The organism is Kordia sp. (assembly GCF_965224175.1).
GTDB lineage: Bacteria > Bacteroidota > Bacteroidia > Flavobacteriales > Flavobacteriaceae > Kordia.
This window is the reverse complement of record NZ_OZ245041.1, coordinates 192,501-209,250: the sequence shown is the minus strand read 5'-3', so window position 1 is coordinate 209,250 and position 16,750 is coordinate 192,501. Positions and strand designations below refer to the sequence as shown.

The window sequence follows — 16,750 nt, the reverse complement described above, 5'->3', positions numbered from 1 at the left end:
TTATTGCTTTTTACTTTTTTCATACGCTTTATATACAATTGCTCTAAACTCTTCAGCCGATGTATTCCAAGGAATTGCATATGTGTTTTCACCATATATATATGGCAACTCTGTAAGTTCATATCCTTTACTTACAGGATATACTGTATCAACAATTACATTATACAACTCATTTTCAGTCGCTTCTATATGAGTAGCAATATTTCTAGCAATTGTTTTAATTGAGAGTATTTCTTTCCTAGAAGGCAATTCAACTTTAACAATATCACTTTCTGCTTTCAATGTTCGAACTATATCTAGATTAGACATCCCTTTTTTAATAGTATACTTACCAGCTTTCATTTGATTGTATCCTAGTCTTGAAGCAACTTGTTTAAATGATTCAACATCTTTTATAAGAGGGAAAAGTTCATTTTTCAATGTATTTCTATCAGTTTTTGAAGGAATATATATGTATGCTTCTTCGTTATTAAAAGCTGTATTCGATCCTGAAAATGATTGCACAATACCATATACTTTTATTCCGCAAAACACCAAACCTAGCAGTGCTACGACCATTAATATTTTCTTGATGTAACTCATTCGGCTATTTTTTGATAAAGAAGTTCATTTTTAAATTCACCATTTACAAAAGTCCAATCATACTTTACTCCTATTTGTTTAAATCCTAAACTTTCAAATAGTTGAATGCTCGCTAGATTATCTTCTGCAATGTTTGCATACAACTGATGTACATGCAAATATTTATACGCATATTCACAAACCAACTGCAAAGCTTCTTTTCCGTAACCTTTGTGCCTATGTTCACGTTTTGCAATTAACAAACCAACTCCAACACGTTTATTTTTTGGATCAAAATTAAAGAGATCAATCAAACCTATGGACTCTTTTTTATTGTTTACCATTACCAAGCGCAATTGTTTTGCCTCGTATATATCTTGGTGTGCATTTTCTAAATACTGTTTAATTAGAAATCGCGAATATGGCGTTTGTGTGGCGCTAATTTCCCAAATAGATTCATCATTTTCTATCTTGTAGATAAAATCTAAATCTTCAGGTTCTAAGGCTCGTAAGTATAATTTTTCGCCAGTAAGTGTTAGCATGAAATTTCTCCTTTAAATACTTGTGTTGCTTTTCCTTTTAGAAAGATATTTTTATATGAAGTTGCATCACGTTCAAATGATACTTCTAAACTTCCGCCTTCTACTTGCAAAGTTACAGAGTTTCCTTTTGTTTCTTTCAAATGATGCATTGCTAGTGCTACCGCAGTAACTCCTGTTCCACAAGAAAGTGTTTCATCTTCTACACCTCTTTCATAAGTTCGTACTCTAAATGTAGTTTCTGATAATTTTTTTACAAAATTCACATTAGTTCCTTCTTCAAAATACGGAGCTCCATACCGAATAGCTGCACCTTCTTTTTTTATGTCAAATTGATTGATTTCTTCTTTAAACATAACATGATGCGGAGAACCTGTATCTAAAAATACATAGTTCTCATGATCTTCAATTGCGTTTACATCTTGCATTTGTAGATCTACAATATCACCATCAATAGTAGCATAATGTTTTCCATCTATAGCAATAAACGTAGTTTTATTTTGAATAACTCCGAGAAAATTCGCGAAAGCTACTATACAACGTCCGCCATTTCCACACATGGTACTTTCATTTCCATCAGAATTATAATACACCATTTTAAAATCGTGATCAGCATCATTTTCCAAAAGAATCAATCCGTCAGCTCCAATACCAAATTTTCGGTCGCACAAATGATTGACAAGTTTGGTATCATTCTTGGGAAATATATCTTGTCGATTATCAATAAGTACAAAATCGTTTCCTGTTCCTTGATATTTATAAAAAGATAGTATCATGTATTGTTTTTGAAAGCGACAAAAGTACAAAATAAAAGATAGGAAACCTTACGCTAACTAAGCTAAGAAATCACAATATTACACAAATCTGTCGTGTAGCATAAAACTCGACTCACAATCATTTTAAGTCCGTTTTAACAGACTTATTAAAATTGAGTTAAAGTGTCGTTAAAGTTGAAATACCACTACAATAAATATGTAATTTTAAGTGTTAAATAAAGACAAAGACAGTAACAAAAAAACAATTATTAAAAAGTAAATAAACTTATGAAAAAATTTGCAAGTCTACTATTGGTTTCTATTGTTGGAGGCGTTATTAGTGTTGGCGCTTATAAGGTTTTTTCAGAATCCCCTGAAAAAGTCGAGCAAGCTTCTGTATTAGAACAACCAACATACATTCCAACTAATTTTGTAAACACTCCATCAACGACAACAACTTCAAATACTGCAGCGGCAGGAATTGATTTTACCGTTGCTGCAGAAAAAACAATTCATGCAGTTGTACATGTTAAAAATAAAATTACAACTGTTGCTCCAAGAAGTATTTGGGATTTGTATAATGGTACTGGACGTCCACAAACTCAAATTGGTACAGGTTCTGGTGTAATTATTTCTCCAGATGGATATATTGTTACCAATAACCATGTTATTAAAGATTCAGACGAAATTCAGGTTACGTTAAATAACAATAAGAACTACACAGCTTCATTGGTTGGTAAAGATCCTAGTATGGATATTGCTTTGTTGAAGATTGAAACAGAAGAAGAATTACCATATATTTCTTTTGGAGATTCTGATGAGGCAAAAATTGGCGAATGGGTATTAGCCGTTGGAAATCCTTTCAACTTAACTTCTACTGTAACAGCAGGAATTATCAGTGCTAAAGGAAGAGATTTAAATGAAGGTGATAATTTAAGACAATCATTTATTCAAACTGATGCTGCTGTAAATCCAGGAAATTCTGGTGGTGCTTTAGTAAATACTAATGGTGATTTAGTTGGAATCAATACTGCGATTACATCACAAACTGGTTCATATGTAGGTTATTCTTTTGCAGTGCCAAGTAATATTGCTCAAAAAATTGTAAATGATTTATTAGAATATGGTGATGTTCAAAAAGGTCTATTAGGAGTTTTTCCTTTAAGAAGAAACTCAAAATATGCAATAGAAAATAATTTAAATGAAATTGACGGAGTATACATTTTAGAAGTGGATAAAAATTCCGGAGCCGCCATTGCTGGAATTGAGAGCGGAGATGTTATTACAAAACTTGACAATGTAAAAGTATCTAAGTTTTCTGATTTATCTGGCTATTTAAGCTCAAAACGTCCTGGAGACATTGTAAATGTTACTGTTTTACGTGAAAATGATTATGAAACATTTGCCGTTGCATTGACTAAAGAAAAGACAACAAATTCAGTTCGTTTAATGGACATGAAATTAGAAAATCTAAGCAAAGAAGATGCAGAAAAGCTGGAAATTAATCACGGCTTGAAAGTAACTGACAATGACAATCAACAGTTATATAAAGAGTTAGGCATTACACCAGGTTATGTCTTAGTAGAAGTAAACGGAAAAAAAATAAAATCAGCGAAAGCTTTACAAAATATTATCGACTCATATGGTGAAGATCAAATTAGAGTTTTAGCATTTATAAATCCGAAAGGACAATACGAGCGTTTTATCTTCCGATAGAAAAGTGCCATCTATATATGTTGAAAAAGCGAGACACATAAAACGTGCCTCGCTTTTTTTATATCTCATGCAAGACTGTATGACTATGGAATTGTCCATTATAATAAGTTAAATACCAATCACTACCTCCAAATTCATCTCCTCCACACCTGTAAGAAACAGTAACAATTCCATTTGTAGCTATTGAACCTGTTTGCCTACATCCAGACATATCTGGCTGGATTCCGCCATTAATATTTTTCTTTTCTAATTTGGTTAGCTCTTTTACTCCTTGAATTTTTAAAATGTTTTTCATTTGTATTTAAATTATTATTAAATATCTAAGATAAAAATAAATATATATTTTTCTACAAATTTAATAAAATATTTCTTACTTAATTAATTGTATTAAAATCACCTATATTAATTTTAAGTTTATTTCTTTACTCTTTTTACTATCAGCCTTTTCGGATTCTCCCTGTAAATTAAAAGCTTTCTCTATAGCGTTTCTCAAATCTAAATTCGTTGCCTAAAAATCTATATGAAAAAAACTTTTTCATTTGTTTACGAAAACGTTTGAAATTGTATACTTTTGCGCAAAATTGTAAACACAACTACACAAACGTAAGACTATGAGTTTTAATGAAATTTACGAAAAGGAACTCACTTTTCAAGCAGATAGAAGACGTGCGACTGTTGAATTTATTAAGAACGTAAGTGATTTATGGTACGATAAATCTATTGAACTTGTTCTTTTTAGAAACCAACTTATTGACAGAAATGTTAGTGAAATTTTAAATTTACACGAATATGCAGGTCAATTTGTACAAAAACCTATCTCTATTTTTGATACTGTTGAAATTGCACAAGCTATTTCTAAGATTGATCTTCCGCCATCTAAGATTGACATCGGAAAATTAACCTACGAGTATCACTTAGAAGACAATCAGTATGCAAACGCAACTTCGTTTGTGGTTGATAAATTAAAAGATGCTAAGAAATCATCTGAAATTACACCAAAAGATGTTGTATTGTATGGTTTTGGACGTATTGGACGTTTATTAGCAAGAGAATTAATGACACGTACTGGACGTGGAAATCAATTACGCTTACGCGCGATTGTGACTCGTGGTAAGGTTGATGCAACTGTTTTAGAAAAAAGAGCTTCATTATTACGTAACGATTCTGTTCATGGAGATTTCCCTGGTACTGTTGGTATCGACGTAGAAAACTCTGCATTAATTATCAATGGAACTACAGTTCACATTATTTCTGCAAACGGACCAGAAGAAATTGATTATACAACATACGGAATCAATGATGCTTTAATTATTGATAACACAGGTGCTTTTAGAGATAAAGAAGCTTTAGAAAGACACTTAGTACCAAATGGTGCTGATAAAGTATTATTGACAGCTCCTGGAAAAGGAGTTCCAAATATTGTTTATGGTGTAAATCATAAAGAACACAATCCAGATGAAGTAAATGTATGGTCAGCTGCTTCATGTACAACAAATGCTATCACACCAGTTTTAAAAGTAATTGAAGATTCTTTCGGATTAAGCCACGGACACTTAGAAACGATTCACGCTTATACAAACGATCAGAACCTTGTAGATAACATGCACAAAAAATACCGTCGTGGTAGAGCTGCTGCATTAAACATGGTAATTACAGAAACTGGAGCTGGAAAAGCGGTTTCAAAAGCATTACCTTCATTAGAAGGAAAATTAACTTCAAACGCTATTAGAGTTCCTGTTCCAAATGGTTCATTAGCTATTTTAAATTTAGAAGTTGAAAATGCTACTTCTTTAGAGAGTGTTAACACAATTCTTAAGAAATATGCTTTAGAAGGTGATTTGGTAGAACAAATCAAATACGAATTAAATGATGAATTAGTTTCTTCTGATATTGTAGGTTCTTCTGCTCCATCAATTTTTGACAGCAAAGCAACTATTGTACGTGAAGGTGGAAAAAACATCATCTTATACGTTTGGTACGATAACGAATACGGATATTCTCACCAAGTAATGCGATTAGCTAAATACATTTCAAAAGTAAGACGCTTTACCTATTACTAGTAGAAGACAAAATAATAAGCACAAAAAAGAGTCTCTATAATGAGACTCTTTTTTATTGAGCTAAAATTGACTTTTTATATCTGATTTAAACTAAAAACAGTTTATATTTTAATTTCTTTTGAAGGAATAAAAAAAGTTGAGATAAGTTCGTGCATAAATCTCTCATAAATTCATACAATAAATAAAAATATCTTCGTTTATTTGACAACTGATTTTTTTAAATAGAAAAGATGATGAAAGTGAAACACCTATTCCTAGCAATTACGCTATGCTTCTCTTTATTAGCAAGCGGGCAAAATGTAGCAAAAAATGCCAATTTAAAATTAAAAGAAGGCCCAATTAAGGAACAATTTGAGTTTATTCTTAAAAATTCTAATAAATACAAGAACTATAAAGTTGTAAAACGCGATTGGATTGAAAAGTTACAACGTAACGTTGCCGATTCTATCAATGCAATTAAAAAAGAGTATACAACAGAAGTTTCTAAAGTTGCTACGCAGCAAACAGAAATAGAGAAATTAAAAACTGACTTAGCTTCGGTAAATCAAAAAATAGATGATTTAAATACTGAAAAAGATAGTATTTCTTTACTTGGAATTCAATTCAGCAAAGGCACTTACCAAATGTTAATGTGGGGAATTATAGCTGTATTAGCAGTTTTATGGTTATTCTTTACATATCGATTTAAAGCAAGCAACACCATCACTAAGGAAGCGAAAGCAAAACTAGCTGAGATTGAACTAGAATTTGAAGAACACAGAAAACGTGCTTTAGAACGTGAACAACAAGTTCGCAGAAAGCTTCAAGACGAAATCAATAAGAATAAAAACTAATTAATTACTTAAAGCTATGCGTATTGATATTATTTCTGTAGTTCCTGATTTATTAAGAAGTCCTTTTGAAGCTTCTATCTTAAAAAGAGCAATAGACAAAGGAATTGTAGAAATCCACCTGCACAACTTACGTGATTATGCTACTGATAATTATAAGTCTATTGACGATTATCAATTTGGTGGTGGCGCAGGAATGGTAATGATGGTTGGTCCTATAGATCGCTGTTTGACAGATTTGAAATCGCAACGTAACTATGATGAAGTGATTTATATGACTCCTGATGGAAGCACTTTAAACCAAGGTATAGCGAATGAATTATCATTAAAAGGAAACATCATTATTCTTTGCGGACATTATAAAGGTGTGGATCAACGCGTACGCGATCATTTTATTACTAGAGAAATTTCTATTGGAGATTATGTACTTTCTGGCGGAGAATTAGGTGCAGCAGTATTATGCGATTCCATTATACGATTAATTCCTGGCGTATTAGGAAACGAAACTTCTGCCTTAACCGATTCATTTCAAGACAACCTATTAGCGCCTCCAGTATATACAAGACCTGCTAAATATAATGATTGGGAAGTTCCGGAAGTATTATTATCTGGAAATTTTCCTAAAATAGAAGCTTGGCGTGAAGAACAAGCCTATGAGCGTACCAAAAAACTACGTCCAGACTTGTTAGATGAATAATGCTGAGAATCGGTTTCGCCTTTTAGATTCGCTGCGCTGTTAGACTGTTTGTTAGACTCTTTTCACTCTTAGATTGTTAGACGGCTTTCGCTGTTAGATTAAAGACATATTTGATACGTCTTTGCGAGGAAGTATGACGTGGCAATCTATTTCTTATATATTTATTAGACCTTTTACTTTACATACCGTCAGTTCGAGTGATTTTTCAGAATGTAATGAAGAAAAATTGTATCGAGAACTTCTCTGAAGTTTTGATTGTTAAATATATCTTGTTTTTAGAATATTAGACTCGCTTTGCTTTTAGACTGCGTTCAATGTTGAGTCTTAAAAAACTCATTTTCAATTTAAAATTTAGCATTCGATATTTATAATTTCAAAAAAACATTGCGCATTCATAATAAATACTTATTTTTGCACTCAATTTTGGGTCAACCTCTGGCGATAGACGTGAATGTTGGTTTAAATTAATTTATATAAAAAGTTTAAAATGGAAGCTTTAATTAAATTTGTACAAGACGAATTTGTAACAACAAAAGATTTCCCTGATTTTGCAGCAGGAGACACTATTACAGTATACTACGAGATTAAAGAAGGTAGTAAAACACGTACACAGTTCTTTAGAGGAGTTGTAATTCAACGTAGAGGTTCTGGAACATCTGAAACATTTACCATCAGAAAAATGTCTGGAACAGTTGGTGTTGAGCGTATTTTCCCAGTTAATTTACCAGCACTTCAACGTATTGAAATTAACAAAAGAGGTAAAGTTCGTAGAGCACGTATCTTTTACTTTAGAGGTCTTACTGGTAAGAAAGCAAGAATCAAAGAGAGAAGAATCAAGTAATTCTTTCGAAAATATACATTATAAAAAGTCCTGCAAATTTGCAGGACTTTTTTCGTTATAAACAATTGTTCATAACTCACGTTCATATCTTGTTGATTTCTAATTTGTTATATTTCTTGTTTTTTCAAAAACTTATACTACATTTATATCAGAATAAACAAAGAAGCAATGCAAATTGATTTTTTGTAAGTTCTAAAAGAACGTTCTAACTGTTGTGATTTTAATATGTTTTTTGGAAATGATCTTTGGGTACAAATAATCATCAAGAAAAATGTGACTCTATTTCCTTCAATAGCTTGCTAGTGATGGATTCAAGGAGAAACGCTGAAATTTATTGGTATTGCTAAGATGCGAATAAAGTGTTATATAAGGCTAGATTCTGTAAAGAATTAAAAATTGTATAAAAGGGCACGTCACGAAAGTCGATATGCACAAGTAGGCATATTAAAAGACAACATGAAATAAGTTTCAAAACAGGTAAAATGCCAATAACGATGTAACTTATTTCAAACTCTGAAGTGCTGTACTATTAAATTATTTGATAAGAAATTAGCGAAAATTAAGTATTACACATTTCAAAAAGCCATGTCAAGGTAAGAAATTACAATGATATGGCTTTTGTCTTTATTAAATATACATCAACTTCTTGAGCTACTGATATAATCACTACCAAAATCTCCTATCATTTTGTATATTTGCACTTCGAAAAAATCACATCTAATTAGATTAAATATTTTATCTACAAATCAATATGGCAAAATCAACAAAGATTATCTATACGAAAACAGACGAAGCACCAGCATTAGCAACACATTCTTTACTACCAATTGTAAAAGCATTTACTGCTCCATCTGGTATCGACATTGAAACAAAAGATATTTCTTTAGCAGGAAGAGTTTTAGCAAATTTCTCAGAATATCTAACACCTGAACAACGTGTTAATGATGCATTAGCAGAACTAGGAGAATTAGCAAAAAAACCAGAAGCAAATATTATTAAATTACCTAATATTAGTGCTTCTGTTCCTCAATTAAAAGCCACTATCACAGAATTACAAGCAAAAGGATTTGCGATTCCTGATTATCCGGAAGAAGCAGAAACTGAAGAAGAAAAAGCAATTCTTGCACAATATAATAAAGTAAAAGGTTCTGCCGTAAACCCTGTATTACGCGAAGGAAACTCTGATCGTAGAGCTCCAAAAGCTGTAAAAAATTACGCAAAGAAAAACCCACACAGAATGGGCGCTTGGTCTGCAGATTCTAAAACGCATGTAGCAACAATGAATGCTGGAGATTTTCGTTCTAATGAAAAATCTGTAACAGTATCAAACGCTACTTCTGTAAGTATTGAACACACAGATTCAAACGGAAATAAAACTACATTAAAATCTGGAATCTCATTGTTAGCCGGCGAAATTATTGATGCAACGGTAATGAGCAAAAAAGCATTGTTAGCCTTCTTAAAAAGAGAAATTGCTGATACCAAAGAAAAAGGATTATTATTCTCTCTTCACATGAAAGCAACCATGATGAAAGTGAGTGATCCAATTATTTTTGGACATGCAGTTCGTGTATATTTTGCAGATTTATTTGAGAAACACCAAGCTACTTTTGAGGAAATCGGCGTAGATGTTAATAATGGATTCGGAAACTTATTAAATAATCTTGAAGAATTATCAGCGGAAAAGAAAGAAGAAATTGTAGGTGATATTGCTGTTGCCATGGAAAATGGTCCAAATATCGCTATGGTAAATTCTGATAAAGGAATTACAAACTTACATGTACCAAGTGACGTAATTATTGATGCTTCTATGCCAGCAATGATTCGTGATTCTGGAAAAATGTGGGATGCAAATGGAGAAAGACAAGATACTAAAGCGGTAATTCCAGATAGTAGTTATGCTGCTTTATACCAAGCTACTATTGATTTCTGTAAAGAAAATGGAGCTTTCGATCCTACAACAATGGGAACTGTACCAAATGTTGGATTAATGGCTCAAAAAGCTGAAGAATATGGTTCGCACGACAAAACATTTGAAATTCCTGCAAACGGAACTGTTACTGTTGTAGATGCAGAAGGAAATACATTAACAGAACATGCTGTTGAAACTGGTGATATTTGGAGAATGTGTCAAGTAAAAGATGCTCCTGTTCGTGACTGGGTAAAACTTGCCGTAAGCAGAGCTACTGCTACAGGTTGGCCAGCAGTTTTCTGGTTAGATGCAGCGAGAGCACACGATGCCGAGTTAATCAAAAAAGTAAATCTTTATTTAAAAGATCATAATACAGAAGGGTTAGAAATTCACATTCTTCCATTAGCTGAAGCAACACAATTCACACTTGATAGAATCAAAAAAGGAGAAAATACAATTTCTGTTACTGGAAATGTATTGCGTGATTATTTAACAGATTTATTCCCAATTTTAGAATTAGGAACGAGCGCAAAAATGTTATCTATTGTTCCTTTAATGAATGGTGGAGGATTGTTTGAAACTGGTGCCGGTGGATCTGCTCCTAAGCACGTTCAACAGTTTAATGAAGAAGGTCATTTACGTTGGGATTCTTTAGGTGAATTTTTAGCACTTGCAGTTTCTTTAGAACATTTAGGAACAAATTACGATAACAGTAAAGCGATTGTTTTATCTGAAACATTAGACGATGCAACAGATAAGTTTTTAGAAAATAAAAAATCTCCTTCTCGTAAAGTAAACGAACTTGATAATAGAGGAAGTCACTTCTACTTATCATTGTATTGGGCGCAAGCATTGGCTTCACAAGATAAGGATGCTGAACTAAAAGCACGCTTCTCTCCTATTGCTTCTGAATTAGCGACTAATGAAGAGAAAATCGTAACAGAATTAAACAATGCGCAAGGTTCTGCAATGGACATTAACGGATATTATATGCCAAGTGATGAATTGACTTCAAAAGTAATGCGTCCTAGCGAAACATTCAATGCCATTCTAGCTTCGATTGCGTAGTTAATTACAAAATATTATATATAGAAAAGCTCCTTATTTGTAAGGAGCTTTTTTTATGTCTTTTTACGATACAACAATCGCGGTAATACAATTTTATATTCTCTGTCTGTTTCTTTATGGTACCAATACACAAGATATTCAACTGAGCCATTTATTAGTTGATAGTCATTATTAAGAAAAGGTTTATGTTTATTTTTCAAATAACCATCTGAACATAACGAAATTTCTCTGCCGTACATATTTGCTATCCCAACATACTCCTTTTCGGGATATATTTTGTAATAACTTACCATGCTTTCTCCTGATCGTATTTTTGAAATCCGATCAATTATAAAATCTTTCATAAATCTCCCTAGCTTCACTTCTTCATGACTTAAAACGATTTCAAAAGATGATGGTTGTTTTGTTATTCCTTCAAAGTGTATTCTTTGCAATGAAGTATTTTTAAATTCATCAAAAAAGCTGTCATTACAATGTAATTGCAAACTTTCTTTTGCCCGCGAACAACCAACGTATAACACACGTTTTGCTTCTGCTGAATTAAATTCATAGTTTTCTAACAATAAATAAACATGATCGAATTCTTTTCCTTTTGCTTTGTGCATCGTTGCAATCACAATTGCCTTATTATCTATATCTATTGCGTCTTGCATTTTAATTTCACGAATGTAATCATACCAATCTACTAGCAATTTATATTTAGGATAACTCTTCTCAAACCTAGAGAAGATATCCATACAGGTTTCTAAATGAATACTTGCAGCGTGTTCTGTCTGAAATGTCTTTTTTGCTTCATTCCAAACAGTATCTAAAATAAATCCTGCTTCATTTTTTTCTTTTTTTATAGATTCCGTAAATGTTCGTATTTCATGCAAGTCTGAAAGCCTGAAACCATCTAATCCTGTAATTAATTTTGTTTTTTGTCCTGCACTTTTTAAGAAAGTTTGTATCATCAAAGCTTGTTTATTGGTTCTTACCAAAACAGCTCTACTTCCTGTATAATTGTCTTTTATTAATTGATCTACTAGCGATTGTTCTAAATAATTTGAAGTATATCGAATCAGCTTGATGTTAGAATCGATATCTTTTTTCACAGGCAATAGTGTTTTTGTTTTAAGTCGTTTTGCTATCGTTTTTAGTATTTCATTATTAAAGGTTACGATTTGTGAACTACTTCTGTAATTATTTAATAGAGGATAATAGGTAGCGTCGTAGGTTTTATAAAAATCTAATATGTGATGATTTGTCTCATATTTCATTTTCTCATCTTCAGATTTTCTAAACTCATAAATATTTTGGTCGTCATCACCAACAGCTATAACTCTTATATTACCTGCTTTCTTGATAATTAATTGTATCAATTCCCATTCATCAGCATTTACATCTTGAAATTCATCTAATAACAATACACTTTTATTTTCTATGGAAGTGATATCAATTTCTTCATTTTTAATGGCTTTGATGCAGTCTGTAATGACATTTTGTGATTTTTCTAAATTACCTAATTGCCCTAACAACTGAAAACAAAAACCGTGAAACGTAGTTATTTTGATAAATCGTGCATATTCAGGTACTAATTTGATCGCTCTATCTTTAAACTCTAACGAAGCAGCTTTTGAAAATGTCAACATCAGAAACTGTTCTGGCTTGATGTCTTCTAACAATAACAAACTAGCAATTTTATGCACTAATACTTTTGTTTTTCCACTTCCTGGACCTGCTAAGACTAAGATATTTTTTGACTTCCCATCATTTACAATTTTTGTTTGATCGACGTCCAATTCTCCCAAAATTTCTTTCAAACGTTTCGGACTTACAGCTCTACTAATTTCATTTTTTCTTCGTGGAAAATACTTTGCCAAAAATCGTTCGTATGGCAACTTAAAATACCTATCAACAAACGACAATGCATCTTTATAGTTTTTAAGTCTAAGTTTTGCATATTCTCCAACAATATGGATTTGTTGGATTTTATGCATATAATGCATTTCCATTTTACTATAATTCTCTTTTGTAAATCTTGGAATAGAATCATCTATATCTTCAACATTTAATCGATTATAGAACACCATAAAACCACCTTCTAACTGAATAGATTTTATTTGGTTTAGAAAAAGTAATGTTTTTTCGTACTCTTTTATCTCGTAATTTTTAGTTGCTCCAAAAATATCTGAAGTTTCATTTTTTTCTTTCAATTCCAACATAGAAAAACCAACAGGCAAATCCCTCTTTTCTTGATTAGTTTGCTTATCTTTTTGTTTTTCATAGAGTTGTATTAGAATTTCAAGTGTATCGACAGCCAATTCATGTCGCCACCTAATATCTTCTGTAATAACTTTGCGATCTTTTATCTCTATACTATATGTTTCTGTTTCTCTGTGAATACGGCTTTTTTTGATAAAATTTCGAATCTCCCAATAATTAAGAATATTTTTAATATCACTTACAGCGGTTTTTTCCACATTCACATTGATCATATTTTGATTCAATTCGCGCATAGAAATTTTAGTATTTTTTTTAAGAAACTCAATCAAGGCTTTTTCAAGAATTAAATAGCGTTGTAGTATATTTTTTGAACCATTCCTAGATTGCACCAAACTAATAAAAGCCGTTAAGTCACGTGCATCTCCTAGAATTTTCAAATTTCTAAGCGTATCAATAACTCCTTTAATTTCTTTTAATTTTAAACCTGTTCGCTCAGATAAATAATCAATTCTACATTCATCATCTTTAATAATTCTCTGCAAAACTCTGGAACAATTTTTAAACTCAATTTCAGAAATCAAGGGACTTTTTTTCAATCTAACAAGAGCTTTATCTAAATTTGAAACCAATAAACTATCAGCATAAACACTTGAAGAATTTTGTGTGCGTTTCAAAAATCCTTGATCTTCCAAAGCTGCAATAGATGTTTTTACTTTGCCTTCTAAATCTTTGATTTCTGTGTCCCAACCCGCTTTTTGAGCAACTTCTAGAGCTGATTTACTTATTTTTGTTTATTCTTTGATAAAAATTTTAATGCTTGCCAAACTTGTTGAATTTCTTTCTGATTAATTTTTGTTTGTTGCAACAAGCTAAAATGTTTGTTTAAATCGTCTTCATTAAATAACACATAACACTTTGCTTCTATTTTTTCATTTCTTCCTGCACGACCAGCTTCTTGTGTGTAATTTTCTAAAGAATCTGATATATTGTAATGAATCACAGATTTTATATCATCTTTATCTACGCCCATTCCAAAAGCTGAAGTAGCCACAATAATATCTTTCTGATTACCCATAAAAGCATCCATATGTAGCTTTTTGGTATCTTTATTTAGCTTTCCATGAAAATACGTAACATTATACCCGTTTTCTTGAACTTTCGCATGAATTTCCTCTACCCTTTTCGTTCTCGAAGCATAAATAATCGCTGGTTTTTCACAATCGTTTAATAATGAAAGTAATCTTCCCATTTTATGATTAGGATCTTTAATCTCAATAACTTCATATTCTAGGTTGACACGATTCGATCTAGTTACATATTCTTTAAGTTCAAGGTTTAATTTTGATTGAAAATAAGCTTTGATATCTTCAATTACTTGTGGTTTTGCCGTTGCCGTAAAACATGAAACTGGAATATTTGCAGAGATTTCTACTGATTGTAAACTTTTTATAAACTCACCTATATATAAATAATCGACTCTAAAATCTTGTCCCCAAGAAGAAAAACAATGTGCTTCATCTATTACAAAGCGAGCTATAGAACGTTGTTGTAATATTCGTAAAATAGTAGGCGAACGCAACGATTCAGGGGAAATATATAGTATTTGTGCTTCTCCATTTTCTACACGTTCAATAGCATCTTGACGCTCTAAAGGTGATAATAATCCATTGATTGCAATCGCTTTTGTAATTCCAAATTTATTTTCCAGATTGTCTACCTGATCTTTCATTAGAGAAACCAACGGAGAAATGACAACGGTTAATTGTCGTGACAACGCGCCTTTCATCAGCGCTGGCAATTGAAATGTCAATGACTTTCCGCCGCCTGTAGGGAAAACAGCTACGAACGATTCCCCGCCAAGTCCAGCAGTTACAGTTTGTTCTTGTAAACTTATAGTTTCGTCAGCATCAAAACTTCTAAAATCTGAATATCCAAAATAAGTTTGCAGCGCTTTCCGTGGATGCAATTTAGAATCACAATACCTACAATCGGAATTTCCACAATATTCAAATCGAATTGCATCTAAAATTTGTTGTGTTTTAGGAAATGTTTTTCGAACCCAATTTGGTAAAATAGAACTTTCGTTAGCACTTATCAATGCTAAAACATACGCTAATTCTTTTGGGTTGTTTTTAGCTATTTGAACGATGTCTGAACTTGCACATACTTTATTTTCAAAAAGTGCTTTAAGTGTAGTATTTGATAATGTAGTTTCTGCTTGAAAATTGACCAGTTGTAAAAAACCTTTATACGAAGCTGAATTAGAAAGTAAGATTCCGTAGAGTTGTTTCAAATCATACGGAAGTTCTTGAAATTTATTTAATTCATTATTTAACAATTCTTCCGTAAGAATACAATCGGAAAGCGGATTGTTATAATCACTATCATTGACAATCTTATAACCTTTTACAAGTTTGTGATAAGGGTTTTCATTAAATAAAATTGGAGACCAAAGCAAGGTGTCTACTATTCTTTTATGTTTAAAAATTTCATTTCCTAATACTTTCGCTAACAACGGAATGTCATGTGCTATAATATTATGTCCACAAATATAATCTGCAGCAGCAATCCAAGATCTTAATTCTGTAGCAGAACTTGTATGTAACTTTTCCCCAGCAAACAACGCGCCAACATCTTTGATCTTGCCTTTTTGTGTAGTTTCAATATCTATATACAAAAGTTTCGTATTCATATAGCATATTCAGTACATACGATGTTTATCACATAGTACACTTACTATCTGTCAGGGAACGACAAGGGGAATTGATAGTATCTTAAATTAGTTTATTACTTTTAACTACTTGTAAGCTAAGGTAACAAAAAGAAGTTAATTTACTATTTTTAATAAAGAATTTTCAAACAGAAAATCGTTAAATTTATTAGTGAGAGCGTTCCACAAGTGGCCGTGCTATCCACTATATCTTTTGATGTAGATTTTCACTTCATTCAATCTACATCAAAAGGATGCCGCTTCTATCACTAACGCGAAAAAACCATTTCGTTTCTACACAAAAAACTGTACTTTTGAACTATGGAATTCATCAAAACGACAGAGCAAGATTCAAAGTACAATCATTTGGAAAAAATGAGCGTATCAGAATTATTAACTAATATCAACAATGAAGATAAAACCGTTCCATTAGCTGTTGAAAAAGCGATTCCTTCTATAGAAAAATTGGTTTCTGAGATTGTTGTTAGAATGAAAAATGGAGGTCGTTTGTTTTATATCGGCGCTGGAACTAGCGGAAGACTTGGAATTGTTGATGCATCTGAATGCCCACCAACATTTGGAGTTCCCCATGAACTTGTAGTAGGACTAATTGCTGGTGGCGATACTGCCATTCGAAAAGCAGTTGAATTTGCTGAAGATGATACAACGCAAGGATGGAAAGATCTTCAAAAACACAGTATTTCAGAAAATGATACTGTTATTGGTATTGCTGCCTCTGGAACAACTCCTTATGTAATTGGAGCACTGGAAGAATGTAATAAACAAAGTATTCTAACGGGCTGTCTAACTTGTAATCAAGATAGTCCTTTATCAAATGCTTCACAACATCCTATAG

Annotated in this window: 13 protein-coding genes (1 of these 13 running past the window's edge); 7 read left to right on the top strand and 6 right to left on the bottom strand. The window is 32.0% G+C overall.

Translation table 11 applies throughout. From position 1 onward, the window contains the following. Genes ACOQOS_RS01010 through dapF form a run of 3 tightly spaced genes read right to left on the bottom strand, consistent with a single transcriptional unit; the run spans nt 1 to nt 1,876 of the window. A complete protein-coding gene (locus ACOQOS_RS01010) occupies nt 1-582 on the bottom strand; it encodes an endolytic transglycosylase MltG (protein WP_420573092.1) in 582 nt (193 codons plus the stop codon). Next, the gene (locus ACOQOS_RS01005; RefSeq protein WP_420573091.1) at nt 579-1,103 is read right to left on the bottom strand and encodes a GNAT family N-acetyltransferase; all 525 of its coding nucleotides are present in this window, start codon (nt 1,101-1,103) and stop codon (nt 579-581) included. Before ACOQOS_RS01005 ends, ACOQOS_RS01010 begins: the two co-directional genes overlap by 4 nt. Then, nucleotides 1,097-1,876 carry a diaminopimelate epimerase gene (dapF, locus tag ACOQOS_RS01000; RefSeq protein WP_420573090.1) on the bottom strand — a complete coding sequence of 260 codons (780 nt, stop codon included), beginning with the start codon at nt 1,874-1,876 and terminating at the stop codon, nt 1,097-1,099. Before dapF ends, ACOQOS_RS01005 begins: the two co-directional genes overlap by 7 nt. Nucleotides 1,877-2,143: 267 nt before the next feature. Between dapF and ACOQOS_RS00995 the strand changes: the two genes are divergently transcribed. Then, on the top strand, nt 2,144-3,571 hold the full coding sequence (locus ACOQOS_RS00995; RefSeq protein ID WP_420573089.1) for a trypsin-like peptidase domain-containing protein: 1,428 nt from the start codon (nt 2,144-2,146) through the stop codon (nt 3,569-3,571). Nucleotides 3,572-3,629: 58 nt separating this feature from the next. Here the strand turns inward: ACOQOS_RS00995 and ACOQOS_RS00990 are convergent, their stop codons facing one another. Further along, nucleotides 3,630-3,866, bottom strand: coding sequence for a hypothetical protein (locus ACOQOS_RS00990; protein ID WP_420573088.1), 237 nt, complete (start codon nt 3,864-3,866; stop codon nt 3,630-3,632). Nucleotides 3,867-4,182: 316 nt separating this feature from the next. Between ACOQOS_RS00990 and ACOQOS_RS00985 the strand changes: the two genes are divergently transcribed. From ACOQOS_RS00985 to ACOQOS_RS00965, 5 genes are all read left to right on the top strand, one after another. Beyond that, nucleotides 4,183-5,631 (top strand): glyceraldehyde-3-phosphate dehydrogenase, encoded by a 1,449-nt coding sequence (locus ACOQOS_RS00985; RefSeq protein ID WP_420573087.1) that lies wholly within the window; start codon nt 4,183-4,185, stop codon nt 5,629-5,631. Nucleotides 5,632-5,861: 230 nt separating this feature from the next. After that, complete coding sequence (locus ACOQOS_RS00980; RefSeq protein ID WP_420573086.1) at nt 5,862-6,464, top strand: tRNA (guanine-N1)-methyltransferase; 603 nt, start codon at nt 5,862-5,864, stop codon at nt 6,462-6,464. A 16-nt stretch (nt 6,465-6,480) separates the two neighbouring features. Beyond that, the gene (trmD, locus tag ACOQOS_RS00975; protein WP_420573085.1) at nt 6,481-7,158 is read left to right on the top strand and encodes a tRNA (guanosine(37)-N1)-methyltransferase TrmD; all 678 of its coding nucleotides are present in this window, start codon (nt 6,481-6,483) and stop codon (nt 7,156-7,158) included. 487 nt (nt 7,159-7,645) lie between these two features. After that, nucleotides 7,646-7,999, top strand: coding sequence for a 50S ribosomal protein L19 (gene rplS / locus ACOQOS_RS00970; RefSeq protein WP_420573084.1), 354 nt, complete (start codon nt 7,646-7,648; stop codon nt 7,997-7,999). Nucleotides 8,000-8,750: 751 nt separating this feature from the next. Beyond that, on the top strand, nt 8,751-10,979 hold the full coding sequence (locus ACOQOS_RS00965) for an NADP-dependent isocitrate dehydrogenase (RefSeq protein WP_420573083.1): 2,229 nt from the start codon (nt 8,751-8,753) through the stop codon (nt 10,977-10,979). A gap of 53 nt (nt 10,980-11,032) precedes the next feature. Here ACOQOS_RS00965 and ACOQOS_RS00960 read toward each other — a convergent pair whose 3' ends face one another. Further along, entirely contained in the window at nt 11,033-13,726 is a 2,694-nt protein-coding gene (locus tag ACOQOS_RS00960) for a UvrD-helicase domain-containing protein (protein ID WP_420573082.1), read from the bottom strand. A 239-nt stretch (nt 13,727-13,965) separates the two neighbouring features. Continuing rightward, a complete protein-coding gene (locus ACOQOS_RS00955; protein WP_420573081.1) occupies nt 13,966-15,876 on the bottom strand; it encodes a RecQ family ATP-dependent DNA helicase in 1,911 nt (636 codons plus the stop codon). Between the two features lie 339 nt (nt 15,877-16,215). Between ACOQOS_RS00955 and murQ the strand changes: the two genes are divergently transcribed. Next, nucleotides 16,216-16,750: the 5' portion of an N-acetylmuramic acid 6-phosphate etherase gene (gene murQ, locus ACOQOS_RS00950; RefSeq protein ID WP_420573080.1), read on the top strand. Its footprint extends 287 nt past the window's final position; 535 of the gene's 822 nt are visible here — the first part of the coding sequence; its start codon is at nt 16,216-16,218; the stop codon falls past the right edge of the window.

Coding starts and splice junctions, on each gene's coding strand:
- ACOQOS_RS01010 (WP_420573092.1), bottom strand. CDS start 582: ATGAGTTACATCAAGAAAATATTAATGGTCGTAGCACTGCTAGGTTTG.
- ACOQOS_RS01005 (WP_420573091.1), bottom strand. CDS start 1,103: ATGCTAACACTTACTGGCGAAAAATTATACTTACGAGCCTTAGAACCT.
- dapF (WP_420573090.1), bottom strand. CDS start 1,876: ATGATACTATCTTTTTATAAATATCAAGGAACAGGAAACGATTTTGTA.
- ACOQOS_RS00995 (WP_420573089.1), top strand. CDS start 2,144: ATGAAAAAATTTGCAAGTCTACTATTGGTTTCTATTGTTGGAGGCGTT.
- ACOQOS_RS00990 (WP_420573088.1), bottom strand. CDS start 3,866: ATGAAAAACATTTTAAAAATTCAAGGAGTAAAAGAGCTAACCAAATTA.
- ACOQOS_RS00985 (WP_420573087.1), top strand. CDS start 4,183: ATGAGTTTTAATGAAATTTACGAAAAGGAACTCACTTTTCAAGCAGAT.
- ACOQOS_RS00980 (WP_420573086.1), top strand. CDS start 5,862: ATGATGAAAGTGAAACACCTATTCCTAGCAATTACGCTATGCTTCTCT.
- trmD (WP_420573085.1), top strand. CDS start 6,481: ATGCGTATTGATATTATTTCTGTAGTTCCTGATTTATTAAGAAGTCCT.
- rplS (WP_420573084.1), top strand. CDS start 7,646: ATGGAAGCTTTAATTAAATTTGTACAAGACGAATTTGTAACAACAAAA.
- ACOQOS_RS00965 (WP_420573083.1), top strand. CDS start 8,751: ATGGCAAAATCAACAAAGATTATCTATACGAAAACAGACGAAGCACCA.
- ACOQOS_RS00955 (WP_420573081.1), bottom strand. CDS start 15,876: ATGAATACGAAACTTTTGTATATAGATATTGAAACTACACAAAAAGGC.